28 protein-coding genes are annotated in these 26,965 nt (G+C 60.1%); 11 read left to right on the top strand and 17 right to left on the bottom strand.

Annotation, left to right across the window (positions count from 1 at the left end; all coding sequences use genetic code 11):
* Positions 1-16: 16 nt before the first annotated feature.
* The 4 genes from sdhA (at position 17) to ACXAG8_RS16460 (ending at position 4,094) form a co-directional block, all read left to right on the top strand.
* Complete coding sequence (gene sdhA / locus ACXAG8_RS16475; RefSeq protein WP_475229203.1) at positions 17-1,825, top strand: succinate dehydrogenase flavoprotein subunit; 1,809 nt, start codon at positions 17-19, stop codon at positions 1,823-1,825.
* Positions 1,826-1,836: 11 nt separating this feature from the next.
* Entirely contained in the window at positions 1,837-2,616 is a 780-nt protein-coding gene (locus ACXAG8_RS16470) for a succinate dehydrogenase iron-sulfur subunit (RefSeq protein ID WP_475229200.1), read from the top strand.
* Between the two features lie 135 nt (positions 2,617-2,751).
* Complete coding sequence (locus ACXAG8_RS16465) at positions 2,752-2,898, top strand: hypothetical protein (protein ID WP_475229197.1); 147 nt, start codon at positions 2,752-2,754, stop codon at positions 2,896-2,898.
* Between the two features lie 350 nt (positions 2,899-3,248).
* Complete coding sequence (locus ACXAG8_RS16460; RefSeq protein WP_475229194.1) at positions 3,249-4,094, top strand: urea carboxylase-associated family protein; 846 nt, start codon at positions 3,249-3,251, stop codon at positions 4,092-4,094.
* A 46-nt stretch (positions 4,095-4,140) separates the two neighbouring features.
* Here ACXAG8_RS16460 and deoD read toward each other — a convergent pair whose 3' ends face one another.
* The 3 genes from deoD to ACXAG8_RS16445 form a co-directional block, all read right to left on the bottom strand.
* On the bottom strand, positions 4,141-4,854 hold the full coding sequence (gene deoD / locus ACXAG8_RS16455) for a purine-nucleoside phosphorylase (protein WP_475229189.1): 714 nt from the start codon (positions 4,852-4,854) through the stop codon (positions 4,141-4,143).
* A gap of 18 nt (positions 4,855-4,872) precedes the next feature.
* Positions 4,873-5,190 (bottom strand): H-NS histone family protein, encoded by a 318-nt coding sequence (locus ACXAG8_RS16450; protein ID WP_475229186.1) that lies wholly within the window; start codon positions 5,188-5,190, stop codon positions 4,873-4,875.
* A gap of 119 nt (positions 5,191-5,309) precedes the next feature.
* Positions 5,310-7,277 (bottom strand): methylmalonyl-CoA mutase family protein, encoded by a 1,968-nt coding sequence (locus ACXAG8_RS16445; RefSeq protein ID WP_475229178.1) that lies wholly within the window; start codon positions 7,275-7,277, stop codon positions 5,310-5,312.
* Positions 7,278-7,423: 146 nt separating this feature from the next.
* Here ACXAG8_RS16445 and ACXAG8_RS16440 point away from each other — a divergent pair, with 146 nt between their 5' ends.
* The 6 genes from ACXAG8_RS16440 (at position 7,424) to ACXAG8_RS16415 (ending at position 13,611) form a co-directional block, all read left to right on the top strand.
* On the top strand, positions 7,424-8,812 hold the full coding sequence (locus ACXAG8_RS16440) for a 1-acyl-sn-glycerol-3-phosphate acyltransferase (protein WP_475229171.1): 1,389 nt from the start codon (positions 7,424-7,426) through the stop codon (positions 8,810-8,812).
* A gap of 115 nt (positions 8,813-8,927) precedes the next feature.
* Positions 8,928-10,214 (top strand): crotonyl-CoA carboxylase/reductase, encoded by a 1,287-nt coding sequence (gene ccrA, locus ACXAG8_RS16435; RefSeq protein WP_475229164.1) that lies wholly within the window; start codon positions 8,928-8,930, stop codon positions 10,212-10,214.
* A 206-nt stretch (positions 10,215-10,420) separates the two neighbouring features.
* Positions 10,421-10,639 (top strand): hypothetical protein, encoded by a 219-nt coding sequence (locus ACXAG8_RS16430; protein ID WP_475229159.1) that lies wholly within the window; start codon positions 10,421-10,423, stop codon positions 10,637-10,639.
* Positions 10,578-11,297, top strand: coding sequence for a helix-turn-helix transcriptional regulator (locus ACXAG8_RS16425; RefSeq protein ID WP_475229151.1), 720 nt, complete (start codon positions 10,578-10,580; stop codon positions 11,295-11,297). The genes ACXAG8_RS16430 and ACXAG8_RS16425 overlap by 62 nt, the downstream gene beginning before the upstream one ends.
* An 83-nt stretch (positions 11,298-11,380) precedes the next feature.
* Entirely contained in the window at positions 11,381-12,019 is a 639-nt protein-coding gene (locus ACXAG8_RS16420) for an acyl-homoserine-lactone synthase (protein WP_475229144.1), read from the top strand.
* Positions 12,020-12,078: 59 nt separating this feature from the next.
* A complete protein-coding gene (locus ACXAG8_RS16415; RefSeq protein ID WP_475229139.1) occupies positions 12,079-13,611 on the top strand; it encodes an ATP-dependent DNA helicase in 1,533 nt (510 codons plus the stop codon).
* Positions 13,612-13,637: 26 nt separating this feature from the next.
* Here the strand turns inward: ACXAG8_RS16415 and ACXAG8_RS16410 are convergent, their stop codons facing one another.
* From ACXAG8_RS16410 to ACXAG8_RS16350, 13 genes are all read right to left on the bottom strand, one after another.
* Positions 13,638-14,402: a TIGR02186 family protein gene (locus ACXAG8_RS16410; protein WP_475229136.1), complete on the bottom strand. Its 765-nt coding sequence runs from the start codon at positions 14,400-14,402 to the stop codon at positions 13,638-13,640.
* Between the two features lies 1 nt (position 14,403).
* Positions 14,404-15,324 (bottom strand): sulfite exporter TauE/SafE family protein, encoded by a 921-nt coding sequence (locus tag ACXAG8_RS16405; protein WP_475229128.1) that lies wholly within the window; start codon positions 15,322-15,324, stop codon positions 14,404-14,406.
* Between the two features lie 362 nt (positions 15,325-15,686).
* Positions 15,687-16,655: an ABC transporter permease gene (locus ACXAG8_RS16400; protein ID WP_475229124.1), complete on the bottom strand. Its 969-nt coding sequence runs from the start codon at positions 16,653-16,655 to the stop codon at positions 15,687-15,689.
* Positions 16,655-17,749: an ABC transporter permease gene (locus ACXAG8_RS16395; RefSeq protein ID WP_475229117.1), complete on the bottom strand. Its 1,095-nt coding sequence runs from the start codon at positions 17,747-17,749 to the stop codon at positions 16,655-16,657. The genes ACXAG8_RS16400 and ACXAG8_RS16395 overlap by 1 nt, the downstream gene beginning before the upstream one ends.
* 1 nt (position 17,750) lies before the next feature.
* A complete protein-coding gene (locus ACXAG8_RS16390) occupies positions 17,751-19,280 on the bottom strand; it encodes an ABC transporter ATP-binding protein (protein ID WP_475229108.1) in 1,530 nt (509 codons plus the stop codon).
* Positions 19,281-19,374: 94 nt separating this feature from the next.
* On the bottom strand, positions 19,375-20,373 hold the full coding sequence (locus ACXAG8_RS16385) for a BMP family lipoprotein (RefSeq protein ID WP_475229099.1): 999 nt from the start codon (positions 20,371-20,373) through the stop codon (positions 19,375-19,377).
* 160 nt (positions 20,374-20,533) lie between these two features.
* Complete coding sequence (locus ACXAG8_RS16380) at positions 20,534-20,932, bottom strand: GNAT family N-acetyltransferase (RefSeq protein WP_475229090.1); 399 nt, start codon at positions 20,930-20,932, stop codon at positions 20,534-20,536.
* Positions 20,933-20,943: 11 nt separating this feature from the next.
* Positions 20,944-21,534 carry a tRNA (adenosine(37)-N6)-threonylcarbamoyltransferase complex dimerization subunit type 1 TsaB gene (tsaB, locus tag ACXAG8_RS16375; protein ID WP_475229083.1) on the bottom strand — a complete coding sequence of 197 codons (591 nt, stop codon included), beginning with the start codon at positions 21,532-21,534 and terminating at the stop codon, positions 20,944-20,946.
* Complete coding sequence (locus tag ACXAG8_RS16370) at positions 21,524-22,084, bottom strand: NifU family protein (RefSeq protein ID WP_475229075.1); 561 nt, start codon at positions 22,082-22,084, stop codon at positions 21,524-21,526. The genes tsaB and ACXAG8_RS16370 overlap by 11 nt, the downstream gene beginning before the upstream one ends.
* Before the next feature lie 69 nt (positions 22,085-22,153).
* The gene (locus ACXAG8_RS16365; RefSeq protein ID WP_475229069.1) at positions 22,154-22,747 is read right to left on the bottom strand and encodes a DsbA family protein; all 594 of its coding nucleotides are present in this window, start codon (positions 22,745-22,747) and stop codon (positions 22,154-22,156) included.
* A gap of 9 nt (positions 22,748-22,756) precedes the next feature.
* Entirely contained in the window at positions 22,757-23,212 is a 456-nt protein-coding gene (locus tag ACXAG8_RS16360; RefSeq protein ID WP_475229065.1) for a universal stress protein, read from the bottom strand.
* Positions 23,213-23,287: 75 nt separating this feature from the next.
* A complete protein-coding gene (locus tag ACXAG8_RS16355; RefSeq protein WP_475229060.1) occupies positions 23,288-24,151 on the bottom strand; it encodes a branched-chain amino acid aminotransferase in 864 nt (287 codons plus the stop codon).
* A gap of 58 nt (positions 24,152-24,209) precedes the next feature.
* Positions 24,210-24,671, bottom strand: coding sequence for an Lrp/AsnC family transcriptional regulator (locus tag ACXAG8_RS16350; RefSeq protein WP_475229054.1), 462 nt, complete (start codon positions 24,669-24,671; stop codon positions 24,210-24,212).
* A gap of 129 nt (positions 24,672-24,800) precedes the next feature.
* Between ACXAG8_RS16350 and ACXAG8_RS16345 the strand changes: the two genes are divergently transcribed.
* On the top strand, positions 24,801-25,850 hold the full coding sequence (locus tag ACXAG8_RS16345; RefSeq protein WP_475229048.1) for a Glu/Leu/Phe/Val family dehydrogenase: 1,050 nt from the start codon (positions 24,801-24,803) through the stop codon (positions 25,848-25,850).
* Between the two features lie 61 nt (positions 25,851-25,911).
* Here the strand turns inward: ACXAG8_RS16345 and trpS are convergent, their stop codons facing one another.
* The gene (trpS, locus tag ACXAG8_RS16340) at positions 25,912-26,940 is read right to left on the bottom strand and encodes a tryptophan--tRNA ligase (RefSeq protein WP_475229041.1); all 1,029 of its coding nucleotides are present in this window, start codon (positions 26,938-26,940) and stop codon (positions 25,912-25,914) included.
* Between the last annotated feature and the right edge of the window lie 25 nt (positions 26,941-26,965).

The raw sequence follows: 26,965 nt of genomic DNA, 5'->3' as shown, positions 1-26,965 counted from the left end.
GTAAGGAACAAGAACGATGACAGCAGCATACGAATATGAAACGCATGAATATGACGTGGTCGTTGTCGGCGCCGGTGGTGCCGGTCTGCGTGCCACGCTGGGCATGGCCGAACAGGGTCTGCGCACGGCTTGTGTAACCAAGGTGTTCCCGACGCGCTCGCACACCGTCGCGGCGCAGGGCGGTATCGCGGCATCCCTGTCGAACATGGGGCCCGACCATTGGCAGTGGCACATGTACGACACCGTCAAAGGGTCGGACTGGCTGGGTGACACGGACGCGATGGAATACCTGGCGCGCGAAGCGCCCAAAGCCGTCTATGAACTGGAACATTACGGTGTGCCGTTCAGCCGCACCGAAGAGGGCAAGATCTATCAGCGCCCGTTCGGCGGCCACACCACCGAGTTCGGCGAAGGCCCCGCCGTACAGCGGACCTGTGCCGCCGCCGACCGGACCGGTCACGCGATCCTGCACACCCTGTATGGCCAGTCGCTGAAGAACAACGCCGAGTTCTATATCGAATACTTCGCCATCGACCTGATCATGTCCGAGGACGGGCAATGTCAGGGCGTCGTCTGCTGGAAGCTGGACGATGGCACGATGCATGTCTTCAACGCCAAGATGGTTGTTCTGGCCACCGGCGGTTATGGCCGCGCCTATTTCAGCGCGACCTCGGCGCATACCTGTACCGGCGACGGTGGCGGTATGGTTGCCCGCGCGGGCCTGGCGCTGCAGGATATGGAATTCGTTCAGTTCCACCCGACCGGCATCTACGGCTCGGGCTGCCTGATTACCGAAGGCGCACGCGGCGAAGGCGGTTACCTGACCAACTCTGAAGGCGAGCGGTTCATGGAGCGTTATGCGCCCCAGTACAAGGACCTCGCCCCGCGCGACTATGTTTCGCGATCCATGACAATGGAAATCCGCGAAGGTCGCGGTGTTGGCAAGGACGGGGATCATATCCACCTGAACCTCAGCCACCTGCCCGCCGAGGCCCTGGCAGAGCGCCTGCCCGGCATTTCCGAGTCGGCCAAGATTTTCGCAGGTGTGGATGTCACGAAGGAACCGATCCCGGTTCTGCCGACCGTGCATTACAACATGGGTGGCATCCCGACGAACTACTGGGGTGAGGTTCTCAATCCGACCGAGGCCGATCCGACAGCCGTCGTGCCGGGCTTGATGGCGGTGGGCGAGGCCGGTTGCGCCTCGGTCCACGGGGCCAACCGCCTTGGGTCGAACTCGTTGATCGACCTTGTGGTCTTTGGCCGCGCGGCCGCGATCCGGGCGGGCAAGGTCGTCGATTCCGAGGCACCGAACCCGGTTCTGAACCAGGCATCCGTTGACAAGGCCTTTGATCGCTTTGACGCGGTGCGCAACGCCAGCGGCGCAATTCCAACGGCCGATCTGCGGCTTGAGATGCAAAAGACGATGCAGGCAGATGCGGCCGTCTTCCGCACGGCCAGGACCATGGCCGAAGGCGTCGACAAGATGACAGCCATCGCGGCCAAGATGGACGACCTGCAGGTCACGGACCGGTCGCTGGTCTGGAACAGCGACCTGATGGAATCGCTTGAGCTGACCAACCTGATGCCCAGCGCGCTCGCCACCATCGTCAGCGCCGAGGCGCGCAAGGAATCTCGTGGGGCTCATGCGCACGAGGACTTCGCAGAACGCGATGACGAGAAATGGCGCGTTCACACGGTGTCGCGTGTCGACGGCAACGCGGTTGATCTCAGCTATCGCCCGGTCATTGCTGATCCGCTGACGACCGAAGACGAAGGTGGCATCAGCCTGCAGAAAATCGCGCCCAAAGCGCGTACATTCTAAGGAGAGGAACCATGGTACAACTGACCCTCCCCAAGAACTCGCGTATCACCACCGGCAAGACATGGCCCAAGCCCGAAGGCGCCAGCAATGTCCGCAAGTTCAAGATCTATCGCTGGAACCCGGATGACGGGCAAAACCCCAGGGTCGATACGTATTTCGTCGATATGGACGATTGCGGCCCGATGGTCCTGGATGCGCTGATCTACATCAAGAACAAGGTCGATGCGACCCTGACCTTCCGCCGGTCCTGCCGCGAGGGTATTTGCGGGTCCTGCGCGATGAATATCGACGGGATCAACACGCTGGCCTGTATCTACGGCATGGATGAAATCAAGGGCGACGTGAAAATCTACCCGTTGCCGCATATGGAAGTGGTCAAGGACCTGATCCCGGACCTGACCCATTTCTATGCCCAGCATGCCAGCATCATGCCGTGGCTGGAAACCAAGACCAACCGCCCGGCAAAGGAATGGAAGCAATCGATCGAAGACCGCAAAAAGCTGGACGGTCTGTACGAATGCGTCATGTGTGCAAGCTGTTCGACCTCGTGCCCCAGCTATTGGTGGAATAGCGACAAGTATCTTGGCCCGGCGGCCCTTTTGCATGCGTATCGCTGGATCATCGACAGCCGCGACGAGGCGACGGGCGAACGGCTGGATCAGCTTGAAGACCCCTTCAAACTGTATCGCTGCCACACGATCATGAACTGCGCCAAGACCTGTCCCAAGGGTTTGAACCCGGCCAAGGCAATCGCGGAAATCAAGAAGATGATGATCGACCGCACCGTTTAGGCACGGTAAAATCCGGCACTTGCCGCATTGCGGCAAGTGCATGGCCCGTTTGCAAAAATATGCGCTGTCATTGTCAGGCGACAGGCATATGCTCGCATCAGGGAGGAGTGATACGATCGAAACGGGGTCACTCTGATGAATACCAAAACCAAGAAATCCGTGGATGACGCAGCCAAAGCTCTGGAACTGCTGGAACAGGCCTGGGCCTATTACACGCCCGAACCCGTAGTGCCCGCAGCCGAACACGAACCGGAACTGTTCGAATACGCAAACGCTGCTTAAGCAGAACCATATTGCATGTCAGGTTCCGGCGGCGCGGCTTGCCAGACCGCCGGCCTTGAATTCGTCAACGGGATAGGCGATCCACAGGGATGCCTGTCCTGATCCTTCTTCTTGCTGCCGGGGTCTTCGCCTATTTCGTCTGGCGTTCCCGCACATCCTCTCTGACGCGCGAGTGCCGCTGGCGGCTTCACCGCCACGAAGGCAAATGGTCCTGCGCCTTTTGTGGTGCGGTTTCGCATTCTGCCGAACAACCTTCGATCTGCCTCAAGGGCAAGCCCTAGACGCAGGCCGGGTGTTTCCTGCAAGGTCAGGCGGAATGACCCGATTACAGGACAGCGGACCTTGCGACCATGACAACACCTCCACCCGATGCGGCCGCGCGCCGCGCGATTGCGCCCGTCATCTGTTACCCCAACGATACCGTACCGGCCCCGAACCTGGATATGTTGCGCCGGGCGCGGCGGCAGGCGACCAAAACGGGTGAAACCCTGGTTCCCCCGCGCGATGCGCGGTGTTTCGAGGTTCCGGCTGGGCAGTTCTTTCGCATTACATCGGTCGAAGGCCCGCAGGTCGGGGACCTGAACCTGTGGAACCGGGCCAACCTGTCCGAGCGGTTCTATTCGGGCAAGACCCGCGCCCTGCACGGCACTCACCTGACATCCGGTGAACGAATGTGGTCCAGCTTTCCCGCTTTGCGTCCCATGGCGACGATCGTGACCGATACGCTGGATTGGTATGGCATTGACGAGTTTGGCGGGGCGGTGCATGACGTGATCGGTACGCGATGCGATCCGTATACGGGCAACCTGCTGAGCGGGTCGCAATACCATCATTGCTGCCATTCCAACCTGACCCGCAGCCTGGCGGACCACCTGTCCATCCCCCTCGATGAGGCCGAGCCGTTGGTGCATGACGTTCTGAACGTTTTCATGTGTACAGGGTTCACCAGGGACACCGGGCAGTATTTCATGAAAGCGTCCCCCGTCCGACCGGGCGACTATCTGGAGTTTTTTGCTGAAATCGACCTGTTGGGAAGTCTCAGCGCCTGTCCGGGCGGCGATTGTTCGTCCGAACATTCCTCGGACGTTGCCGCATGTCATCCGTTGCTTGTCGAGGTTTTCGCGCCGCCATCCGGGGCTTTGGAGGGATGGGAAAGCCCGGCTGTGAACGGGTATGACAGGTCGCATGGGGCCTGACGGGGCCAAGGCGCGCGGGACAGACCGCGCGCCCTGAGTATTGCGTTCACGATGCCTCGGCGAATGCCGCCTGCAGCGCTATTTCGACCATGTCGCCAAAACTGCGCTCGCGATCTTCGGATGGCAGGGCCTCACCGGTCAGCAGGTGATCGGACACGGTAAGAACGGCCAGCGCGCGGCATTTATGGCGCGCGGCCAGTATGTACAGCTCGGCCGCTTCCATTTCGACGCCAAGAATTCCGTGGCGCACCATCTGTTCGTTCAGGTCCGGCCGTTCATCGTAAAACACGTCCGAGGAATAGATGCCGCCGATATGTGTCGGGGTGCCCTTGTCCTGTGCGGCCTTGGCGGCGGCCTGAAGCAAGGACCAATCCGCACATGGCGCAAAGTTCAGTTCCTTCAGGATACCGCGTGACGGCGTGCTGAGCGTGGTGGACGTCATCGCCAGAATGACGTCGCGCAGTTTGACATCGGGTTGCATGCCACCGCAGGACCCGATCCGGATCAGCGTCTTTGCGCCAAAATCCCGGATCAGTTCATTCGCGTAAATCGAAAGCGACGGCATTCCCATGCCGCTGCCCTGAATTGTGACCCGGTGTCCGTTCCATTCCCCGGTGACACCCAGCATCCCGCGCACGTTATTGACTTGTCGAATGTCGGTCAAAAACGTTTCGGCAGCCCATTTCGCGCGATAAGGATCACCAGGCAATAAAACGGTTTCGGCTATTTCGCCTTTGCTGGCACCAATATGAATTGTCATTTTGATACAATTCCCGGATCAGATTTCCAGATCGGTGATATCGGAACCCGACGCCAGCGCTTCATGAACCCAGCGCGGCTTGCGTCCGCGCCCGGTCCAGGTCTGGGACGGGTCAGCAGGGTTGCAGTACTTGGCGCGCGCCTTTGCCAGATTTGCCGCACCCGCCGCCGTTGGCGAAAGTTCCGACAGGGAAAACCCGAACTCGGCAGCCGCCTTTTCCGCAGCTTTCAAAGCCTGCTTTCGTTCACGCGCTTCCGCACCCTTCAGCGCCTTTTCGACCTGATCACGCAAATCGACAAGGTCCTTGCGCGTCATGTTTTCCAGATTGATCCCCATCGGTATTCTCCATGCCGTTTTTTCCGCCGGGTACTTGCCCCGGATCGGATTTCATTTATCGGCACTTTCTACTCCAATTGCATTGGAAATAGAAACGGGGAAAAATGCAGAAAAGACGCCTATTCTGCTGCCAGGGTCCGAGGGTCAACCAAGGTGACAATATCGCCCATAATGGCATTCAGCTCGAAATTCTTGGGCGTATAGATTTTTGCAACACCCATTGACCTGAGCGCCTCGGCGTCTTCGTCGGGAATGATGCCGCCGACGACGACGGGTAAGTCATCCAGCCCTGCGGCGCGCAGCCGGTCCATGACGTCCTGAACCAGCGGCAGATGGCTGCCGGACAGGATCGAAAGGCCGATGACATGGGCGTCATCCGCAATGGCCGCCGCGACGATTTCTTCGGGGGTCAGGCGGATACCTTCGTAACTGATGTCCATCCCGCAATCCCGCGCGCGAAAGGCGATCTGTTCCGCGCCGTTGGAATGGCCATCCAGGCCGGGTTTGCCGACCAGGAACTTCAACCGGCGCCCAAGCTTGTCGCTGACCGCGTCCACCGCGGCGCGCAGATCGTCCAGACCTTCGGTTTTGTTGGACACCGATCCCGACACGCCCGTCGGGCCCCGATAGGTGCCATAGACCTTGCGCATTTCTTCGGCCCATTCTCCGGTCGTGACACCGGCCTTCGCGGCAATGATCGAAGGTTCCATGACGTTCGCGCCGGATTTCGCCGCAGCCCGCAAGGCAGCCAGCGCCGCCGCCACAGCCGCGTCATCCCGTTCGGCCCGCCATGTATTCAGCCGGTCAATCTGCTCTTGCTCGACCGCGGGGTCGACGACCATGATGCCGCCATCCTCGGTCTGCAGCGGCGATGCCTCGCCCTCGGTCCATTTGTTGACGCCCACGACCACGGTTTCGTTCCGTTCGATCCGGTTCAGACGCTCGGCGTTTGAATCGACCAGCCGGGATTTCATGTATTCGATCGAGGCAACCGCACCGCCCATCGATTCCAGGTTGGCAAGCTCGGCCCGCGCGCCTTCTTTCAGGTCTTCGACCTTGGCGTCCACAACCGGGTTTCCGTCGAACAGGTCGCCATATTCAAGAAGATCGGTCTCATAGGCCAGGATCTGCTGCATGCGCATCGACCATTGCTGATCCCACGGGCGCGGCAGGCCCAGTGCCTCGTTCCAGGCGGGCAATTGAACCGCGCGGGCACGGGCCTTTTTCGACAAGGTCACGGCCAGCATTTCGATCAGGATTCGATAGACATTGTTTTCGGGCTGCTGTTCGGTCAAACCCAGCGAGTTCACCTGAACGCCATAGCGGAACCGGCGAAACTTGGACTCGGTGATGCCATAACGCTCTTGCAGGATTTCGTCCCAAAGATCGACAAAGGCGCGCATTTTGCACATCTCGGTGACAAAGCGGATACCTGCATTCACAAAAAATGAGATGCGACCACACAGCGCCGGAAAGTCCTGCGCCGGAACGCGGGGGCGCAGTTCGTCCAGGACCGCGATGGCAGTCGCCAGGGCATAGGCCAGTTCCTGCTCCGGCGTCGCACCGGCCTCTTGCAGGTGGTAGGAACAGACATTCATCGGGTTCCATTTCGGCACGTTGGAGTAACAATATTCGGCCACATCCGCGATCATCTTGAGCGACGGCTTGGGCGGGCAGACATAGGTCCCGCGGCTCAGGTATTCTTTGATCAGGTCGTTTTGAACCGTGCCCTGCAGCTTGGAGATATCCGCGCCCTGTTCCTCGGCGGCGGCGACATACAGGGCCAGCAGCCAGGGCGCCGTAGCGTTGATCGTCATCGAGGTGTTCATCTGTTCCAGTGGAATCTGATCGAACAGCACCCGCATATCGCCCAGATGGCAGACGGGCACGCCGACCTTGCCGACCTCGCCCCGTGCCAGCGTATGGTCGCTGTCATACCCGGTCTGGGTCGGCAGATCGAAGGCCACCGAAAGCCCGGTCTGACCCTTGGCCAGGTTGGCCCGGTAAAGCGCGTTCGAAGCCCGTGCGGTAGAGTGACCGGCATAGGTTCGAATAAGCCAGGGGCGGTCTTTCTGCATCTGCGTCATTATCTGGGCCTCGCGCTTGGACAAGCAAGAAAATTACGTACACGGCTTCTAAATCGTAATTTTCGGGATATGTCAATTCGCTGCGTCGCGGCATGGGTCAGTTTCTTCAGATTGTGAGCGCCGCCTTTTAATGGCAGTCTGCGGGCATGACGCAGACCGTGGAACTTCCGCTTTGGCTGTTCGTGCTGATCGTGGTGTTCGCTGCGGTCACTTTCGCGTCGCATTTTCTGTTTCCTTCGGTGCGCTGGTTCTTTCGGCGGCGCCTGGAAAGGGCAGTGGCCCGGCTGAACCAGCGGCTGCAGCGGCCCATTCAACCGTTCAAGCTGGCGCGGCGCCACGATATGATCCAACGGCTGATCTATGATCCGCAGGTCGCGCGCGCGGCACAGGCCCATGCGCATGAAATGAATATTCCAGAAGCCGTCGCCTTTGAAACCGCGCGGCGTTATGCCCGCGAAATCGTTCCGTCCTTTTCGGCCTTCACCTATTTCAGCTTTGCGATCCGGGCTGCGCGCATGCTCAGCAACGCTTTTTATGACGTTCGCCTTAGCTATGAAAACGAACAGGCGCTAAAGGACCTGGACCCCGATGCGACGGTTGTGTTCGTGATGAACCACCGCAGCAACATGGATTATGTTCTGATCACATACCTGGCGGCCCGTCATTCCGCCTTGTCCTATGCGGTCGGCGAATGGGCGCAGGTTTGGCCGCTTAGCCGATTGATCCGGGCGATGGGGGCATATTTCATTCGCCGCAAGTCGGGCAGCGAGCTGTATCGTCAGGTCCTTGCCAGCTATGTCCGGTTGGCGACCGAGGCCGGTGTGACCCAGGCGATGTTCCCCGAAGGCGGGCTGAGCCTGACCGGCGCATTGGGGCGGCCCAAGCTGGGGCTTTTGAAATACATTATCGACGGGACATCGGATAATGGGCGCGACGTTGTCTTTGTACCCGTGGGGCTGAACTATGACAGGGTGTTGGAGGATACGATCCTGACCGCCGCCGCTTCGGGGCCCGAACGCCGGTTTCGTGCCCGTATCGGCGTGATCACCCGCTGGACGCTGAAACAGGTCTGGCGCAGGTTGATCGGCCGCTATACCCGGTTCGGCGTGGCCTCGGTCCGGTACGGCATGCCGATTTCCCTGCAAGCGTTTCGCGGTACCGACAGGTCGGACCTGATGACGGGTCTGGCCCGTGAGCTGATGCAGCGGATCGACCGGGCGATCCCTTTGGTTCCGGCCCCCGCCATATGTTGGGTGGTCCGCGAGCAGCAGGAGATTCGCCAGGATGCCCTAGTTGCAACCGTCACCGATTTGCTTCAGCGCCGCAGCACGCAGGATACGCCCACCGAAACCCAGGTTGCCAGCGCGCTTGATCAACTGCTCGAGCGGCGAATCCTGTGCCGCGAAGATGGGGTTATCCGACCGTCCGGGCGCAGGGCCGACCTGTTAAATTACTATGCCGCGTCATCTTGCCTGGATGGCGCGACCGGTTTTGCCGCATCTGCAAAAGAAAATTCTGCGACTGCTGGGTCATAAAATTACAAATTCGCACCGAAAACTGTTGCAATATTTCTTTGCGGGCAATATTTCATCCTGTGAAACCCGCGATTCTGCATCGCGGCAACGACATGGCAGATTAAAGGAGGCCACAATGGCTTTGGACACCGACAGCGGTATCGCGTCCTACGAGGCACCCGAGAAAGACCTCTATGAAATGGGCGAAATCCCCCCGATGGGATATGTGCCCAAACAGATGTATGCCTGGGCCATCCGCAAGGAACGCCACGGCGAGCCGGACACGGCGATGCAGCTGGAAGTCGTCGATGTCCCCAAGCTGGACAGCCACGAAGTTCTTGTTCTGGTGATGGCCGCTGGCGTGAACTACAACGGGGTCTGGGCGTCGCTTGGCAAGCCGATCAGCCCGTTTGACGGCCACAAGGCCCCCTATCATATCGCTGGGTCGGACGCGTCGGGGATCGTCTGGGCCGTGGGTGAAAAGGTCACCCGTTGGAAAGTTGGCGACGAGGTTGTGATTCACTGCAACCAGGACGACGGTGATGACGAACATTGTAACGGCGGCGATCCGATGTATTCGGACAGCCAGCGCATCTGGGGTTATGAAACGCCGGATGGGTCATTCGCCCAGTTTACCAATGTGCAGGCGCAGCAGCTTATGCCGCGTCCCAAGCACCTGACCTGGGAAGAAAGCGCCTGCTATACGCTGACGCTGGCCACCGCCTACCGGATGCTGTTCGGGCACGAGCCGCACGACCTGAAGCCCGGTCAGAACGTATTGGTCTGGGGGGCCTCGGGCGGTCTGGGTTCATATGCGATCCAGCTGATCAATACGGCCGGCGCAAACGCGATCGGCGTGATCTCGGACGAAAGCAAGCGTGACTTTGTCATGGGGCTGGGTGCCAAGGGCGTTCTGAACCGCAAGGATTTCAACTGCTGGGGTCAGCTGCCTACGGTGAACACGCCGGAATATGCCGAGTGGTTCAAAGAGGCCCGCAAATTCGGCAAGGCGATCTGGGACATCACCGGCAAGGGCGTGAATGTCGACATGGTGTTCGAACATCCCGGCGAAAGCACGTTCCCGGTGTCGACCTTTGTGGTCAAAAAGGGCGGAATGGTCGTGATCTGTGCCGGTACCACCGGCTATAACCTGACCTTCGACGTGCGTTACATGTGGATGCATCAGAAACGGTTGCAGGGTTCGCATTTCGCGCATCTCAAACAGGCCGCCGCGGCCAACCAGCTGATGGTTGAACGCCGGTTGGACCCGTGCATGTCCGAAGTGTTCACCTGGAGCGAGCTGCCCGAAGCGCATATGAAAATGCTGCGTAACGAACACAAGCCGGGCAACATGTCGGTTCTGGTTCAGGCCCCGCATACGGGCATGCGGACTTTGGAAGAAGTTCTGGACGCGCGCAGCTAACACCCGCGACACATTCAAATGGCACCAGCGAATCGTTAACGCGGTTGGCTGGTGTTTTCCTTTCCGGGGCCTGCATCAGCGGTTTCAATGGCTTGGAAATTGGGCACCCGCTGTTTTTGGGGAGTAGAAACCGGTGAATAGGCGAAAAAGCCGCACACATGTTATGGTTGTGTTAACACTTCGTTAACTGTTTCGGAGAGACCCTGATGGCGCAAAATAAGTGGATACTGGACGTTCTGTCGGATCTCAACGCCTTTGCCTCGGCAAACGGGTTGAGCGCGCTTGCCGAGCAGCTTGACGATACCAGGCTGATCGCGGCGGCCGAGATTGCGTCCCTCAATGATGAGGCACAAGCGCCCGCGAATGGGAACGGAATTCAATTTGAGCCAAATCCTGGAGGATTTGGAAAGCACCAGCACGCTTGAGGAAATGAGCGCCGCAGCCCTTCGGCTGCGTGATATGCTGAAAATTGATCATATTACATATCATTGGGTGGATGGGGCAGGTGACCAATATGGGTGCACCACCTATCCCGATGCATGGGCCGAACGGTATCGCGAAAAAAGTTATCACCGGATAGATCCGGTAATTGTCGGCTGTTTCCAACGGTTTCACCCGGTAAACTGGAAAAAACTGGATTGGTCCGGGAAAGTGTCAAAGACGCTGTTGCAGGACGCTCTTGAACATGGCGTGGGCAATCAGGGCTATTCGATCCCGCTGCGGGGGCCGGGCGGGCAGTTTGCGCTGTTCACCGTGAACCACACCTGCGACGACCCGGTCTGGGAAAATTTCGTCGAGGTCTATGGGCGCGACCTGATTCTGATTGCGCATTACTTCAATCGCAAGGCGCTGGAGTTCGAGAAGGAAAGACAACCCGATGCCGCCCGCGCCCTGTCGCCGCGCGAAGTTGACGCAATAACCTTGCTGGCGATGGGCTATAGCCGCGCCCAGGTTGCCCATTCCCTGTCAATTTCGGAACACACGCTACGCGTTTACATCGAAAGCGCCCGATCAAAGCTGGGCGCGTTGAACACAACCCATGCCATTGCGACGGCGCTCAGCCGAGGATTAATAGTGGTTTAAGCAGCGCGCGGTCCTCACACCGCAAATTAACCACGTGTTTGTACCCCTTTCGTTCCAGCTTAGGACGACAAGGGGTACAAGTCATGCTGCGCTATTTATATGCCGACGAATTGCACAAATATCCGAAACTGGCCCGGGGCATGTTTCGGGATCGGGCGGACCAGTTCAAAACCCGATTGGGCTGGGATGTTCACGTTAACCAAGCCGGGGAAGAGCGGGACCAATATGACGATCTCAACCCGCTTTATGTCATCTGGGAAGAGGCCGACGGCAGCCATGGCGGCTCGATGCGGGTGATGCCAACGACCGCTCCGGTCATGGTCAACGACGTGTTCGGACACCTGACCGGCGGGGCCCCGATTCGAAATCCGCAGATATGGGAGGTGACGCGATTTTGCCTGAACCGGTCCGCCAGCGCGCATACGGCCGGGGCAATCATGCTGAGCGGCGGCGAGATGATGGAAGGGTTCGGGCTGACACATATCGCCGGGGTTTTCGATGCGCGCATGATACGGATTTATCGCCTTATCGGATCGTCACCAGTGGTCTTGGGGTCCGAAGGGTCGGGGCGCGATCAGATATCGGTCGGATTGTGGCCCTATTCACCCGAAGACTGCAACCGCGTGGCCGAACGGGCGGGTATCCCGCGCGACCTGTCGCGTATGTGGTTCACGTCCGCCTTTGGTCATAACCGGCAGCACAGGTTCGCGCTCAGCGCGTGAGTTGCGGAAATCCAAAGTGGTATCTGGTGGCGGGTGGCGCGCCCATGTAGGGTCGCGCCATGTCGCTGCCACAAGTCACCTTTTCCGAAGACCAGGCCGCCGCGTTCGACAGTATCTCTGAGATGCTGCGCAATGCGGGTGTGGATCTTGATGATGAATCGCTGCTGAAACTGCCCGGCCAGGGTAAGTCGGGGGTCATGGCCGTGGTCGGCAAGGCGGGGTCGGGAAAGACCCTGTTGCTGGCCGAGTTGTACAAGGCGCTGGCGGATTCGGGGGTCAATATCGTTTCCGGGGATTTCGAAAGCCGCAAGTCGCGCGACAAACGAAGCCTTGCGATACTGGCGCCGACCAACAAGGCAGCCAGCGTTCTGCGATTGCGCGGCGTTCCGGCGACGACCATTCATCGGGTCCTGTACACGCCTGTTTACGATCCTGAATATGAGCGCATTGCCGAATGGCTGGCCGGAAATGACGAACGGCCCGAAATCGAAGGGCTGACAGATGACGCGCTGGACCGGGCGGCTGCGTTTTATCAGAACAACAAGTCCATTCCGGGTGCCTTGGCGGCTGCAGGTCTGCGGGGGTCGGATTTTATCACCGGGTGGAAACGCCGGGACGAGCCGCTGGATATCGGGTTTGTCGACGAAGCCTCGATGCTGGATGACCGGCAGTTCGAAGACTTGCAGGAGATTTTTCCAACGCTTCTTATGTTCGGTGATCCGGCTCAGTTGGCGCCGGTCAATCAGTCCGGATCAATGGTGTTTGACGGCTTGCCCGAACCGCGAAAGCTGACCCTGCACAGGGTTCACAGGCAGGATGCGGACAACCCGATTCTGGATCTGGCGCATGCGCTTGCCGACCCTGCGATGGGGTTCGAAGATTTCGAACGCCTGGTCGAGGATACGGCCCGTCGGGACGACCGCGTGGTCTGGGGCCAAAGGGTCGAGGTCGATCTGATGGCGCGTAGCCCGGTTCTGGTCTGGCGCAACGCGACGCGGATACGTCTGATCCAGGCCTTTCGCAACGTACATAACGCGCCGGAAACCGAGTTGTTGGAAGGCGAGCCGCTGATCTGTGACGGTATCGAGTTGCCGCTGAAACACCGCAAGAAGCGCCTGGACCTCGAAGCCCGAGGGCTGATCAAGGGCGCGCAGGTGATCTATCTGGGGCCGGGCCGCAAATCCGGGTTTTCCCGGCTGCATGTCATGGGCGCCGAAGACCCGCGTGTCAGCGCGGCGTCGATCGTCAAGATCGAGAAACCAGACGAGGAAGAACCGTTCATCCCGTTTGCCGCCAGAATGGGGGCGACCTTCCTGCATGGTGCCGCGGTAACGATTCACAAGGCGCAAGGATCGCAATGGGATACGGTTCAGGTCTTTGCACCAGACATCTATGCCGCCGCCCGGATGGGCCGGACCGAGGCCGGGCAGCCCCTGTGGAAACGGCTGGCCTATGTCGCGATCACCAGGGCGCAGGAAAGGCTGATTTGGGTTGTCAGAAACCGGCTTGCCAAACCGACCCATCCGTTGCGGGTTGATGACCTGCACGCAGTGCCGGCGGCGGCCCTGACGCTGGAAGCCGAAGACGGCTGACGCCGACGCTTCGCCTGGTAGCCCGGTCAGTTCTCGCGCAGCAGGCGGAAAGCCGTGGATGCGCCCCAGCCAGCGGCAATGGCGATGACCAGCGACATCAGGCCATAGATGACCGGTTGTTGTCTGGACAGGTTGTACAAAAATCGTTCCAGCCCAACCTTACGCACATCGATCGGGGTTTCAAACTGCGACACCACCTCGCCATTCCGGGTCAGGAAGATGCGGGCAAGATACGCGCCCTCGGTCAGGTCCGCGGGCATATCAATCGAGGTTCGGAAAAGGGTTTGCTGGTCGACGGCAACCGTGTCCTCGCGGATGGAATACAGCCCTTCGTCCTCGCGAATGCGCACCACGGCCTCGGCGAAATCCTGGGCCCCACGGACTGTCATTGTCGCCCCCACAGAGCGGATGGCGCGTTCGATGGAAATGCGGTGGCGAAGGTCCTCGGTGCTGGTGATGATGTCATTGAACGGGGCGCTGGTGGCGACGGCATAAAAGCTGGGTGCCAGATCGACAAGGACGCTGTCGGTATTGATCCAGATACCGAACTTTTTCTCTTTGCGGCGCACCGTCACCGGGTAAGACGGCCCGGCGACAGTCACGATGACCTCAAGCGGGGGGCCATCAGGGATTGGTGTTTCCCGTTTTACCGCCCCAAAGATCAGGATCTCGGACCCGTCAAAATCGGCTGTAATCGCGACCCTATCCTGGCTGAGACCCAGAACCACCTGCTCCTCGGCGGCAAGGGCGGGAAAACAGATCAGGCATAACGCTGCTATCAGGCGCCGCATGTCAGTGCCCCCCGTCAGTGCCAAGCGAGTACAGCTCGGCCGGTTGCAGCAGCAGGTCCAGCGCCAGCTTGCCGCATACCACAAGAACCAGGGCCGCCAGCAGGACCCGCAGTTGTTCGGCTGGCATACGCGCACCGATCACGGTGCCGATCTGCGCGCCGACAACGCCGCCAACCAGCAGCAGGACGGCCAGAACGATATCGACCGTATAGTTCGTGGTTGCATGCAGCATCGTGGTAAAGGCGGTCACGAAAATGATCTGGAAAAGCGACGTGCCGACGACAACCTTGGTGGGCATGCCCAAAAGATAGATCATGGCGGGCACCATGATGAACCCGCCCCCAACGCCCATGATGGCAGACAGGACGCCGACGAACAGGCCGACAATCACCGGCGGGATCACCGAGATATAAAGGCCAGACGTCCGAAACCGCATCTTGAACGGCAGCGCGTGTATCCAGCCCCGTTGACGCCGCTTCGGCGGCACCGACCCTGCCCGGCGCGACCTGCGCAAGGCGTTGAGGCTTTCGACAAACATCAGGCTGCCGATGACGCCCAGGAACACGACATAGCAAAGCTTTACCAGCAGATCGACCTGACCGAGGCTTTTGAGATAGTTGAAAACAACCACACCCAGCGCCGCGCCAAGCAGCCCGCCCACCAACAGGACGGACCCCATTTTCAAGTCGACGGTTTTTCGTCTGAAATGCGCCAACACGCCGGAAAATGATGATGCAACAATCTGGTTGGCTTCGGTCGCAACGGCGACGGCCGGGGGGATGCCGATAAAGAACAGAAGCGGCGTCATAAGGAACCCGCCGCCAACTCCGAACATTCCCGACAGGATTCCCACCAGCCCGCCCAGGCCAAACAGCAGAAAGGCATTTACGGAAACTTCGGCAATCGGAAGATAAATCTGCATGTCTGTTTCTAGTTACCTTGGGTCTGCCTGTGCAAGGCGGCAAAACGGCTTGTGACATTGTGAACCGCGCGCCCCTTCGTTGGATGCCGGGTCGCCTGCGCGATCAAAGTGACGAAACCCGCAGGGCCGGAACGTCCTTGCGTTACAGGTCTATTATGATTGGCGGGCACGGTCGCGGTATGCGCAGCCAGAGGAGAAAGGCAATCAAAGCCACCCCGCGCAAAAGATGGCGAACCAAAGGGGCTATCCGCAATGGGGCGGGATACTTGCATACCCCCTTAGAACGTTTGCGGCATGCAAAATCAACTCTGCATGCCGCTTTGCAGCGAGCGAGGGCAAAAATAATTTGCGAACCCGCCCTGTTACCGTTCCTTGACGTATGGCTCTCCGCCTGCCCGGGGGGGGACCGCCTTGCCGACAAACCCGGCCAGGATGACAACAGTCAGGATATAGGGCAGCGCGTCCATCACCTGAACAGGGATGACCACCCCGCCAAGGTCGATATTCTGGAACCGCAACGCGACCGCCTGCAGCAGACCGAACAGCAGACATGCCCCCATTGCGTGCCATGGGCGCCATTTCGCAAAGATCAGGGCTGCCAGTGCGATGAAACCGCGGCCTGCTGTCATTTCCTTGACGAATCCGGCCTGCAGGGCAGTTGCAAGATAGGCGCCCGCGATGCCGCAAAGCACGCCGCAAATCGCAACGGCGGCATACCGCAATCCCACGACCGAAACGCCAGCGGTATCAACCGCCGCGGGGTTTTCCCCCACTGCACGCAGCCGCAGCCCGAACCGGGTTCGAAACAGGATCCACCATGTCGCGGGAACCATCAGGAACGCGACATAGACCAGCACCGAATGCCCCGAAAGCAGCTCGGAATAGATCGGGCCGATTACGGGCACGCCGCTTACGGCTTCGGCAAAGGGAAACTCGATCGGAACGAACCGCCCGCCTCCGAACAGCGACGGCGTGCGCCCGCCCTGTTGAAACCAGCTTTGGGCCACCAGAACAGTCATCCCCGCCGCCAGAAAGTTGATTGCAACGCCCGAGATCAGCTGGTTGCCCCGGAACGTGATTGACGCCAATCCGTGCAGCCCCGACAGGACCAGCGATGACGCGATACCGGCAAGCAGGCCCAGCCACACCGACCCGGTCACGGCGGCGACGGCGGCGGAAAAGAACGCAGCCATCAGCATCTTGCCTTCCAGGCCGATGTCGAAAATGCCCGCGCGTTCGGAATAAAGCCCGGCAAGGCAGGCCAGCAAAAGCGGCGTGGCCAGGCGAATCGTGGAATCCAGTACCTGGATGAGGGTCAGAAAGAACTCCATTACTCTGCCCCCCTACGCAGTCCGAGAAACAGTTTTTCCAGCGGCATGCGCACCATGTTGTCCAATGCTCCGGTGAACAGGATGACCAGCGCCTGGATGACGACGATCAACTCGCGCGGGATCGAGGTCCACAAGGCCAGCTCTGCGCCGCCTTGGTACAGGAACCCGAACAGGATCGCCGCCAGGAATACGCCAAACGGGTGCGAGCGGCCCATCAACGCGACCGCGATCCCGATAAAGCCCGCGCCTTCGGTCGAGTTTAGAACCAGTCTTTCGGCCTCTCCCATGACGTTGTTGATGGCCATGAGGCCCGCCAGAGCCCCGGAAATCAGCATCGCGATGATGGTGATGCGCACCGGCGAAATGCCTGCATAGACCGCGCCGGTTTCCGAGTGGCCATAGGCGCGGATTTCATACCCAAGGCGCGTGCGCCAGATCAGCGCCCAGACCACCACACAGGCCAGCAGGGCCACGAAGAACGAGATATTCGCGGGCGCACCCCGGAACATCACGTTTTCCGCGGTCGAGAACATCGACTGGAAGGTCGGCAGATGCACGGTTTCCGCAAATCGCGCGGTGGCGGGGTCCTGCGACCCCTGCGGCCGCATGACGTTGACCAGCATATAGTTCAGAAAGGCGGCCGCGATAAAGTTGAACATGATCGTGGTAATCACGATATGGCTGCCGCGTTTGGCCTGTAGATAGGCGGGGATGGCAGCCCAGGCCGCGCCGAACAGCATCGACGCCGCGCAGGCGGCCAGCAGGGCGATGCTCCAATGCGGCCAGGGGACATACAGACAGACCACGGCAACGCCAAGCCCGCCCAGCATCGCCTGACCCTCGCCGCCGATGTTGAACATCCGGGCATGAAACGCAACGGCGACCGCAAGACCGGTGAACATGAAATTGGTGGCGTAATACAGCGTATAACCCCAGCCATAGGTCGAACCCAGCGCGCCCGTCACCATCAGGTTCACGGCTTCGATCGGGTTCTCGCCGATGGCCAGGATGACCAGTGCAGACAAAAGGGCGGCCAATAGCAGGCTGATCAGCGGGATCAGGACAACATCGGCCCATTTGGGCATTTTTTCCATGCTACGCGGCCTCCCCCGCAACACCGGCCATCAACAGGCCCAGTTCTTTTTCGTCGGTATCCTGGGGCAGGCGTTCGCCCATGATATGGCCGTCGAACATGACGGCAATCCGGTCGGACAGGGAAAAGATCTCTTCCAGTTCGACGGAAACAAGCAAGATGGCTTTGCCTTGATCACGCAGGGCGACGATCTGTTTGTGAATGAATTCAATCGCGCCGATATCAACGCCGCGGGTCGGCTGACCGACCAGCAGCAGGTCGGGGTTGCGCTCGATCTCGCGGGCGACGACGATTTTCTGTTGGTTGCCGCCCGAAAAGTTCTTGGCAGCCAGCCAGCCGTCTGGCGGTCGCACGTCGAATTTTTCGATCTTGGCTTCGGTGTCGGCCCGCAAGGCGGCGTTGTCCATGAATATTCCGCGTTGATAAGCGGGATCGCGGTGATAGCCAAAGGCGACGTTTTCCCAGGCGTGGAAATCCATGATCAGCCCTTCGCGCTGACGGTCTTCGGGGACGTGGGCGATACGCTGCGCGCGCCGCGCTTGCCCGTCTGATCCGTGACCGCTCAGGGCCAGCGGCTCTCCGTTCAGGCGGATTGTCCCCTGGCCGGGGCGCATGCCGCCCAGAACCTCAAGCAATTCGGACTGGCCATTGCCTGCAACGCCCGCAATCCCGACGATTTCGCCGGCACGAACGGTCAGGTTTATGCCCTTCACGCGCTCAACGCCGGACGAATCGCTGACCCGCAGGTTTTCGATCTCAAGCACGGGGGCGCCGGGCTGTGCCGGGGTCTTGTCGACCTGCAGCAGAACCTTGCGCCCGACCATCAGTTCGGCCAGTTCCTGGGGATTGGTTTCCGAGGTCTTGACCGTGGCCGTCATCTGCCCGCGCCGCATGACCGAGACCGTATCCGTCGCCTCCATGATTTCGCGCAGCTTGTGCGTGATCAAGATGATCGTTTTGCCTTCCTCTCTGAGCCGGTCGAGGATGCGGAACAGCTGATCCGCCTCGGCGGGCGTCAAAACGCCGGTCGGCTCGTCCAGAATCAGGATTTCCGCCCGGCGGTACAGCGCCTTGAGGATCTCGACCCGCTGCTGCATGCCCACGCCGATCTCGTCGATGCGCTTGTCGGGGTCCACGAACAGTTCGTATTCTTCCTCAAGCTCTTTCAGCTCTTTGCGAGCCTTGGCCAGCGAAGGTCCCAAAAGGCCGCCATCTTCGGCGCCCAGGACGATGTTTTCCAGAACGGTGAAATTCTCGACCAGTTTGAAGTGCTGAAACACCATCCCGATGCCCGCGGCAATCGCAGCCTGGCTGTCGGGTATCTCGGTCTTTTGACCGTTGATCCAGATTTCACCTTTGTCGGCCTTGTAAAAGCCGTAGAGGATGCTCATCAGCGTGGATTTGCCCGCACCGTTTTCACCGATGATCCCATGGATCGTGCCGGGGGCGACGCTGATCGAGATGTCCTTGTTTGCTTGAACCGGCCCAAAGGCTTTGGAAATCCCTTTGAGCTCAATGGCGGGGACGGTCATGTCATGTCCTTAATTGCCCAGAAGGCCGCCCGGCCCAAAGGCCGACGCGGCAAAGTGAAAACACGGCGGGGACAGGACCCCGCCGTGCAAGATATCAGAACTGAAGCGCCGGGCAGCTGTCGTTCTCATAGTAGCTTACGACCGAAACATTGCCGTCGATGATTTCCTGACGGGCTTTGTCCACGGCGGCCTTCATCTCGTCCGAGATCAGGGCGGCGTTGTTGTCATCCAGCGCGACGCCGACACCTTCTTCGGCCAGGCCCATGGTGAAGACGCCGGTTTCAACATTTTCACCAGCGCTCATCGCGTCATAAACCGCGACATCCACGCGTTTCAGCATCGAGGTCAGGACCTTGCCGGGATGCAGGTGGTTTTGGTTGCTGTCCACGCCGATCGACAGAATGCCTTCGTCGGCTGCGGTCTGCAGGACACCAACACCGGTACCACCGGCGGCGGCATAGATCACGTCAGCACCCTGGCTGATCTGTGCCTTGGTCAATTCCGACCCTTTCACCGGGTCGTTCCACGCGGTCGGGGTGGTGCCGGTCATGTTGGCGACGATATTGATGTCCGGGTTTACGGCCTTGGCGCCTTGGGCATAGCCGCAGCCAAAGTGGCGGATCAACGGGATATCCATGCCCCCGATAAAGCCGACCGTGCCGGATTCGGATGCCATGGCGGCCATCATGCCAACCAGGTACGACCCTTCATGTTCGGCAAAGGCAACCTGCCGGATGTTCGGAATATCCAGCCAGTTCACGTCGACGGCCACGAATTTGGTGTCAGGATAGTCACCGGCCACGGCCGCCAGCGGGTCCGCCATCGCGAAGCCCATCGTGATGATCGGGTTTGCGCCGGATTCGGCGAAACGGCGCAGGGCCTGCTCGCGCTGCGCTTCTGACTGAAGCTCGATTTCGTGGTAGGTGCCGCCGGTTTCCTCGGCCCAACGCGACGCACCGTTATGGGCGGCCTCGTTAAACGACTTGTCGAACTTGCCGCCCAGGTCAAAGATCAGGGCAGGATCGGCAAGGGCTGCACCGGATGTCAGCGCGACCGCAGCCGCAGCACCCATCAAGGATTTCATCAGGGTCATAATATACTCCCGTTGGTTTTTATAGATTCGGGGCAGGGGCGTTGGCCCAGCCCCGCTCAGAGCGAGCAGAACTGCTGTGATGACGGCAATTAAGGCCGTTTGAATCTGTGGTGGTCAACCGCTTTTTTGACCATTTGGTCCCAGAATCGCCTTCCTGTCGTCAGGGCAGGCTGCGATCCATCAAAATTGCATCAACGTTTTCTGCATTGTCGCGCGCATAATACCCTTGCCGCAACCCGCATTGCGCATAGCCGCAGCGCCGGTAAAGCGCTATTGCCGGGCCGTTGTCGGCGGCCACGTCCAGCAATGCCCGTGTGGCCAGCAAGTCGGATGCGCGCCGGTGCCAGGCTTGCATGCAGGCAAACGCAAGACCCTGCCTTTGGAATTGCGGGTCCGTGGCTATGGTCAGCAATTCGGCCTCGCCCGCGATAACCTGGAAAACCGCGAAACATGAGGCCGAACCGACCACATGCGTAAAAGGGTTGTCCAAAAGGCTGGCGAATTCTGCCGCAGACCAGGGCCGGGCCTGGTCGAACGCCGCGGCATGCGTGCGGGCCATCCGGGCGGGCGTCATCCGTCCAGCAGCACGGGCGGCGTGTCCCGCGAGGGGGCGGCATCAGCTGCCCGGACATAAAGCGGGGCAGGCGCATCGCGCGTTTCAGGAAAGCGATGCGCCGCGATGCGCGCAATGGACTGAACGTGATCGCTCGGGTCCGGGCAAAAATGCAACGGCCCCACCTGTTGTGCCTGGGCCAGGGGCATCAGCTGTGGGCCGGTTTCGGGCAGGTTGATGTAAACTTGGTCGCGGGGCGCTGGTATTGCCGCAATTTGGCCCTTTGGCATCAAGGCCCCTATCGCGTCAAAGCCCGACACCCCGACTGCGGGAACACCAAGCCCCAAGGCAAGCCCCCTGGCGGCTGACACGGAAATCCGGATTCCGGTGAAATTTCCCGGACCGACGCCGACACCGATTGCATCAAGGTCTTTCCAGTCGATTTTCGCGTCCGCCAGCACCTCTTGCAGCAGGGGCATCAATCGCTCGGCCTGTCCGCGGTTCATCGCTTCGGCCCGGCAAACCCTGATTTCCCCACCGCACAACAAAGCGGCCGCGCAATGCGCGGCCGATGTGTCAAATGCCAGAATCTTTGAGTCAGACGGCAACGGGGCGTACCTCGGTAACCTCGGGGATGTAGTGGCGCAGCAGGTTCTCGATCCCCATTTTCAGGGTCAGGGTCGACGATGGGCACCCTGCACAGGCCCCTTGCATATGCAGGTAGACGACGCCCTGTTCAAACCCGTGAAAGGTAATGTCGCCACCATCCTGCGCCACGGCGGGCCGTACACGGCTGTCAAGCAAGTCCTTGATCTGGTTTACAATCTCGGCGTCTTCGCCGGAATGTTCCGCGTGGCCCGAGGCCGCGGCCTCGGTCGACATGACCGGTTGGCCGGATTGGTAATGTTCCATCACCGCGCCCAGAACGGCTGGTTTGATGTGATCCCACTGAACGTCATCCGACTTGGTCACGGTGACGAAATCGTTGCCGAAAAATACACCTGTCACGCCATTTACCGCGAATATCCGCGTTGCAAGCGGTGATTTTTCCGCCGCGTCAGCAGTTGGAAAATCCGCGGTTCCCGCTTCCAGAACTGTTTGACCGGGAAGGAATTTCAACGTGGCCGGGTTGGGCGTGGATTCGGTTTGGATGAACATGGCAGAGCTCCGTTTGCGTTGCACCTGATATGCGCGCAGCCGCGTGGGAAGTCAAGTTTTGGAACCGTTCTAAATTTGGGCTGCCCAGTCCAATGCGGCATCCAACCGGTCGTCGCCCCAAAACAGCTCGGACCCCGCAACAAAAGATGGGGCACCAAATATGCCCAGCTTTTTCGCCCGATCGACCTGGTCAAAAAGCGCGGCCTTGATGTCCGGGTCCCTGGCGCGGTTCAGACGTGCCGCGGGTGTATCGCAGGCGGCAAGGCATTCTGCAAGAACATCCGGGTCCGATATATCGCGCCCATCGCCAAATTCGGCGGCGAATACCGCGCGCGCGAAAGCGGCCCGCTGGCCCATATCGTCAAGCGCCAACCCCAGGCGCGCGGCCGTCAGGCTGGATTGCGGAAAAATCTGCTGGCGCTGAAAGGCCAGCCCCCGGTCTGCGCAGATACGCTCCATATCGCGCCACATATAGCGGCCCTTGGCTGGATACAGGCGAAAGGGTGAACTGTCCCAACCCTGCGCGGCAAAAATAGGACCCAGCAAGAAGGGTTGCCACGATACCGCAACGCCCTTTTGCCGGGCGGCCTGTTCGATCCGGACCGCGCTGAGATAGGAATAGGTTGAGGCGAAGTCGAACCAGAACTGAACCTGCTTCGTCATAATCCTGCCTCAGGTGATTTCTTCCAGTTTTTCCTTGCTCAGATCACCGGGTACGATGGTGATCGGGATCGGCAGGCTGCCCGAGTTGCGGGTCAATTGTGTGACCAGCGGGCCGGGGCCCTTTTTGTCGGTGCCCGCGCCCAGCACGAGCACGCCGATCTCGGGGTCGGACTGGACATGCGATATGATCTGCGGAACCGGGTCGCCCTCGCGGATGGCCAGTTCGGGTTCGATGCCCTGTTTGTCGCGCATCCATTTCGCAAAAACCTCGAAATGGGCATGAATGCGTTCGCGGGCTTCTTCGCGCATGACTTCGGCGACGCCGATCCAGTGATTGAATTCATCCGGTGGGATTACCGACAGGATGGTGACGCCTCCGCCGGTATGCGCCGCGCGCATCGCCGCGAAGCGCATCGCATTCAGGCATTCGCGGCTATCGTCAAGAACGACCAGGAACTTGCGCATGAGTGTCCTCTTTGGTTTCGCGGATCATGCCCGACCAAGCCGCGTCTGGCAACTCGAACCCGAGGCCGCTTTCCCTTAGCGTTCGCTGGCGGCCCAGTCCCAGTACAGGCTGCGGGCGCGGCGGGCCATGGGACCGATTTGGTATTGGGTATCATCCAGCGCGGTGACCGGCGTGACCTTGTTCATGTTCCCGGACATGAAAACCTCGTCCGCGTCGTGGAAATCATCGAACCCCAGGATGGTTTCATGGACGGTCACACCGTCTTGCCGCAGGTTCTGGATGTGGCGGGCGCGGGTGATCCCCGCCAGAAAGGTGCCGTTGGGGGCAGGGGTAAAGACCTCTCCGTCCTTGACCAGAAAGATATTGGCGGTCGCGGTTTCGGCAACATTGCCCATGGCATCCGCCACCAGCGCGTTCGAAAACCCCTTGGACCGGGCCTCGGCCAGCATGCGGGCGTTGTTGGGGTACAGGCATCCTGCCTTGGCGTTGACCACGGCGGTTTCCAGAACCGGGCGGCGAAACCGTGTTGTTGTCAGCGTTGCGCCCGCGGTTTCGGGGGCCATTGGAATTTCTTCCAGGCAAATGGCAAAGCCGGTGCTGCCTTCCTGCGGGACAATGGCCGTCGCGTCGCCGTCGATCCCCCAATACATCGGGCGGATATAGACCGCCGCGTCCTCGGCGCAGGCGTCAAGCCCTTCGCGGACCAGTTCGACCATACGCTGGGTCGGGATGGACGGTGTCAGCATCAGGGCCTGGGCGGACCGGTTCACGCGATCGCAATGCGCCTCAAGATCCGGGGCCATGCCATCGAAATAGCGCGCCCCGTCAAAAACGGACGACCCCAGCCAAGCGCCATGATCCGCCGCCCGCATGATCGGGGCATCCCCATCATGCCATGCGCCTTCGAAATAGGTTCGGATGTTTTTGCCGACTGCCATCTTGTCCTCCGTCCGGTCCGGCGAAAACTAGGGCGGCCCGCTGCCAAGGTCCAGCGGATTATCCGGTCGTCAAAGGCAGCGTGTCGCGCTTGAGCATGGTCCGCAAAGCAAAGTTTGACCGTAGATTTCGGATGCCTGGGATTTTCATCAATCGGTTCTCAAGAAAGGAATCAAAGGCGTTGAGGTCTTGGGCCACGACCCGAAGAAGAATGTCGCGCGACCCTGTCATCAGGTAGCACTCCATCACCTCGTCACAATGGCGGATCGCCCGTTCAAAGGCATCAATCGCGCTGCGGTCTTGTTTTTCAAGTTCGACGGAAACAAAGATCGTGACGGAAAACCCCAGCTTTTCAGGGTTCACCTGCGCGGCATACCCGGTCAGGACGCCGTCCCGTTGCAGCCGGTCAAGCCGCCGCGCGCAGGGCGTCGCTGACAGGCCTACTTGCTCGGCCAGGTCGACAACTGTCATGCGGCCATCTTTTTGCAGGGCACGAACAATCTTTCGGTCGATTTGATCCATTGGAGTATTTCTCTATCTTTTTCGTCTTGGTTAATGGATACCACCAATAATTCAGTCTCTGCCAGTGTATATTGGCGAAAATCGCTCGTCGTGGCGTGGCAAAATTCGGGCAGAACGCCGGAGGACCCGATGGAAATTACCGCGATAGACGCACCTGGCCACGAACATGTGGTCGCATTCAAAGACACAGCGACCGGCCTTTTGGGGTATGTCGCGATCCATTCAACGCAGCTGGGGCCCGCCGCCGGGGGCGTCAGGATGCGCCCTTATGCGCATCCGGCCGAAGCCCTGGACGACGCGCTGCGTTTGTCGCGCGGCATGACATTCAAGAACGCCGCTGCCGATTTGCCGCTGGGCGGTGGCAAGGCGGTTATCGTCGGGGACCCGTCTGCGGACAAAACTCAGGGCTTGCTGCAGGCTTTTGGTCGCGTGGTCCAAAGTCTGGACGGGCTGTACTGGACCGCCGAAGACATGGGCATGACCCCCGCAGACATGGCGCAGATCGGTGCCAAGGCTGACTTCGTCGCCGGGCTGGCCGACGGGGATTTCGCCAGCGGCGACCCCTCGCCGATTACTGCGCGTGGGATTTTCAACGCCATACGGGTCACCGCGAAACATCGGTTCGGATCGGACGATCTGTCCGGCCGGGTTGTTTCGGTGCAGGGTTTGGGCCATGTGGGCGAACATCTGTGCAGCCTTCTGCATCACGAGGGCGCGCAACTGGTCGTCACCGATATCGATCCGCAACAGGCTGCGGCGGTTGCAGAAAAATTTGGCGTGCAGCGCGTTGCACCCGATGCCATTTACGCGGTCGAGGCCGACATATTCGCGCCCTGCGCCATTGGCGGCATTCTGAACGAAACCACGATTCCGGTCTTGAAGGTTGCCGCCGTGGCCGGGGGCGCGAACAACCAGCTTGCGACCGATGCAGATGCACAGCGCCTGCATGAACGGGGCATCCTGTACGCACCTGATTTCGTGGCCAATGGCGGAGGCATCGTCAATGTCGCAACCGAGATTCTGCAGATTTCGGATCGGCAGGCCTGGGTTGGTCAACGGCTTGAGGCGTTGGAACGGACAATGGACCGTATCCTGACGCGCGCCGGGCACGAAACGGTCAGCCCCCATGCCGTGGCAGAGCAGATCGTTCAGGACGTCTTGCGCGCGCAGGCGGCCTGAGGGCGCGCGCTGTCGAAACGCAACGCCGCCCATATCGGGCGGCGTCACGCCTGTGCGGGTCTCAGCGTTTGCCTGCCCCGACCATCCCCACGATTTCATAGGTGCGGTCCAGAATCGGCCCCGCAATCGCGCGGGCCTTTTCCGAGCCACGGGCCAGAATCCGGTCGATCTCGGACCGGTCGTTCATCAGGCGCGCCATTTCTGTCGAAATCGGCGACAGACGGGCCACCGCCAGATCGGCCAGCATCGGTTTGAAGGTCCCAAATTGCTTGCCGCCGACTTCGGCCAGGACCTGTGCAACGGTCTGATCGCTGAGCGCGGCGTAAATGTTCACCAGGTTGCGCGCTTCGGGGCGGCCCTCAAGACCGTCCACATCCGATGGCAACGCGTCCGGGTCCGTCTTGGCCTTGCGGATCTTTTTGGCAATCGCGTCGGCGTCGTCGGTCATGTTGATGCGGCTCATGTCCGACGGGTCGGATTTTGACATCTTCTTTGCCCCGTCCCGCAGGCTCATGACACGGGTTGCGGCTCCTTCGATCACCGGCTCGGTTATCGGAAAGAAGTCGACGCCAAAATCGTTGTTGAACTTGGTCGCAATGTCACGGGTCAGTTCCAGGTGCTGTTTCTGGTCGTCACCTACCGGCACATGCGTGGCGTGATAGGTAAGAATGTCCGCCGCCATCAGCGACGGATAGGCAAGCAGACCCAGCGATGCGTTCTGCTGGTTCTTGCCGGCCTTGTCCTTCCACTGGGTCATGCGCTGCATCCAGCCCATGCGGGCGACACAGTTGAAAATCCAGGCCAGTTGCGCATGTTCAGGCACCTGGCTTTGGTTGAACAGGATCGATTGTTCGGGGTCGATGCCGGCTGCAATGAAACCTGCACACAGCTCGCGGGTGGAATGGGCCAGCTCTGCCGGGTCCTGCCAGACGGTGATCGCGTGCAGGTCGACCATGCAGTACACGGTTTCCATGTCCAGCCCCTGCATGTCCACGAACCGTTTGAGCGCACCCAGGTAATTGCCAAGGTGCAGGTTTCCCGAAGGCTGGATGCCGGAAAACACGCGTGGCGTGAATTGGGTCTCGGTCATCAAAGGGAACTCCCGTCTGGAAAAA

The sequence above is a fragment of the Ruegeria sp. ABD4_443 genome, from assembly GCF_056160865.1.
The sequence above is the reverse complement of the archived record's forward strand: the minus strand, read 5'-3'. Positions and strand labels throughout refer to the sequence as shown.

Bases quoted from the DNA above. Each gene is read 5' to 3' on its own strand.
- ACXAG8_RS16470 (WP_475229200.1), top strand. From the start codon at position 1,837: ATGGTACAACTGACCCTCCCCAAGAACTCGCGTATCACCACCGGCAAG.
- sdhA (WP_475229203.1), top strand. From the start codon at position 17: ATGACAGCAGCATACGAATATGAAACGCATGAATATGACGTGGTCGTT.
- ACXAG8_RS16395 (WP_475229117.1), bottom strand. From the start codon at position 17,749: ATGGAAAAAATGCCCAAATGGGCCGATGTTGTCCTGATCCCGCTGATC.
- ACXAG8_RS16345 (WP_475229048.1), top strand. From the start codon at position 24,801: ATGGAAATTACCGCGATAGACGCACCTGGCCACGAACATGTGGTCGCA.
- ACXAG8_RS16370 (WP_475229075.1), bottom strand. From the start codon at position 22,084: ATGTTCATCCAAACCGAATCCACGCCCAACCCGGCCACGTTGAAATTC.
- ACXAG8_RS16460 (WP_475229194.1), top strand. From the start codon at position 3,249: ATGACAACACCTCCACCCGATGCGGCCGCGCGCCGCGCGATTGCGCCC.
- ACXAG8_RS16450 (WP_475229186.1), bottom strand. From the start codon at position 5,190: ATGGGGATCAATCTGGAAAACATGACGCGCAAGGACCTTGTCGATTTG.
- ACXAG8_RS16415 (WP_475229139.1), top strand. From the start codon at position 12,079: ATGTCGCTGCCACAAGTCACCTTTTCCGAAGACCAGGCCGCCGCGTTC.
- ACXAG8_RS16425 (WP_475229151.1), top strand. From the start codon at position 10,578: ATGGGAACGGAATTCAATTTGAGCCAAATCCTGGAGGATTTGGAAAGC.
- ACXAG8_RS16440 (WP_475229171.1), top strand. From the start codon at position 7,424: ATGACGCAGACCGTGGAACTTCCGCTTTGGCTGTTCGTGCTGATCGTG.
- ACXAG8_RS16430 (WP_475229159.1), top strand. From the start codon at position 10,421: ATGGCGCAAAATAAGTGGATACTGGACGTTCTGTCGGATCTCAACGCC.
- ACXAG8_RS16410 (WP_475229136.1), bottom strand. From the start codon at position 14,402: ATGCGGCGCCTGATAGCAGCGTTATGCCTGATCTGTTTTCCCGCCCTT.
- ACXAG8_RS16365 (WP_475229069.1), bottom strand. From the start codon at position 22,747: ATGACGAAGCAGGTTCAGTTCTGGTTCGACTTCGCCTCAACCTATTCC.
- ACXAG8_RS16400 (WP_475229124.1), bottom strand. From the start codon at position 16,655: ATGGAGTTCTTTCTGACCCTCATCCAGGTACTGGATTCCACGATTCGC.
- ACXAG8_RS16385 (WP_475229099.1), bottom strand. From the start codon at position 20,373: ATGACCCTGATGAAATCCTTGATGGGTGCTGCGGCTGCGGTCGCGCTG.
- ACXAG8_RS16405 (WP_475229128.1), bottom strand. From the start codon at position 15,324: ATGCAGATTTATCTTCCGATTGCCGAAGTTTCCGTAAATGCCTTTCTG.
- ACXAG8_RS16380 (WP_475229090.1), bottom strand. From the start codon at position 20,932: ATGGCCCGCACGCATGCCGCGGCGTTCGACCAGGCCCGGCCCTGGTCT.
- trpS (WP_475229041.1), bottom strand. From the start codon at position 26,940: ATGACCGAGACCCAATTCACGCCACGCGTGTTTTCCGGCATCCAGCCT.
- ACXAG8_RS16350 (WP_475229054.1), bottom strand. From the start codon at position 24,671: ATGGATCAAATCGACCGAAAGATTGTTCGTGCCCTGCAAAAAGATGGC.
- ACXAG8_RS16420 (WP_475229144.1), top strand. From the start codon at position 11,381: ATGCTGCGCTATTTATATGCCGACGAATTGCACAAATATCCGAAACTG.
- ACXAG8_RS16355 (WP_475229060.1), bottom strand. From the start codon at position 24,151: ATGGCAGTCGGCAAAAACATCCGAACCTATTTCGAAGGCGCATGGCAT.
- ACXAG8_RS16390 (WP_475229108.1), bottom strand. From the start codon at position 19,280: ATGACCGTCCCCGCCATTGAGCTCAAAGGGATTTCCAAAGCCTTTGGG.
- ACXAG8_RS16360 (WP_475229065.1), bottom strand. From the start codon at position 23,212: ATGCGCAAGTTCCTGGTCGTTCTTGACGATAGCCGCGAATGCCTGAAT.
- ACXAG8_RS16445 (WP_475229178.1), bottom strand. From the start codon at position 7,277: ATGACGCAGATGCAGAAAGACCGCCCCTGGCTTATTCGAACCTATGCC.
- ccrA (WP_475229164.1), top strand. From the start codon at position 8,928: ATGGCTTTGGACACCGACAGCGGTATCGCGTCCTACGAGGCACCCGAG.
- deoD (WP_475229189.1), bottom strand. From the start codon at position 4,854: ATGACAATTCATATTGGTGCCAGCAAAGGCGAAATAGCCGAAACCGTT.
- ACXAG8_RS16465 (WP_475229197.1), top strand. From the start codon at position 2,752: ATGAATACCAAAACCAAGAAATCCGTGGATGACGCAGCCAAAGCTCTG.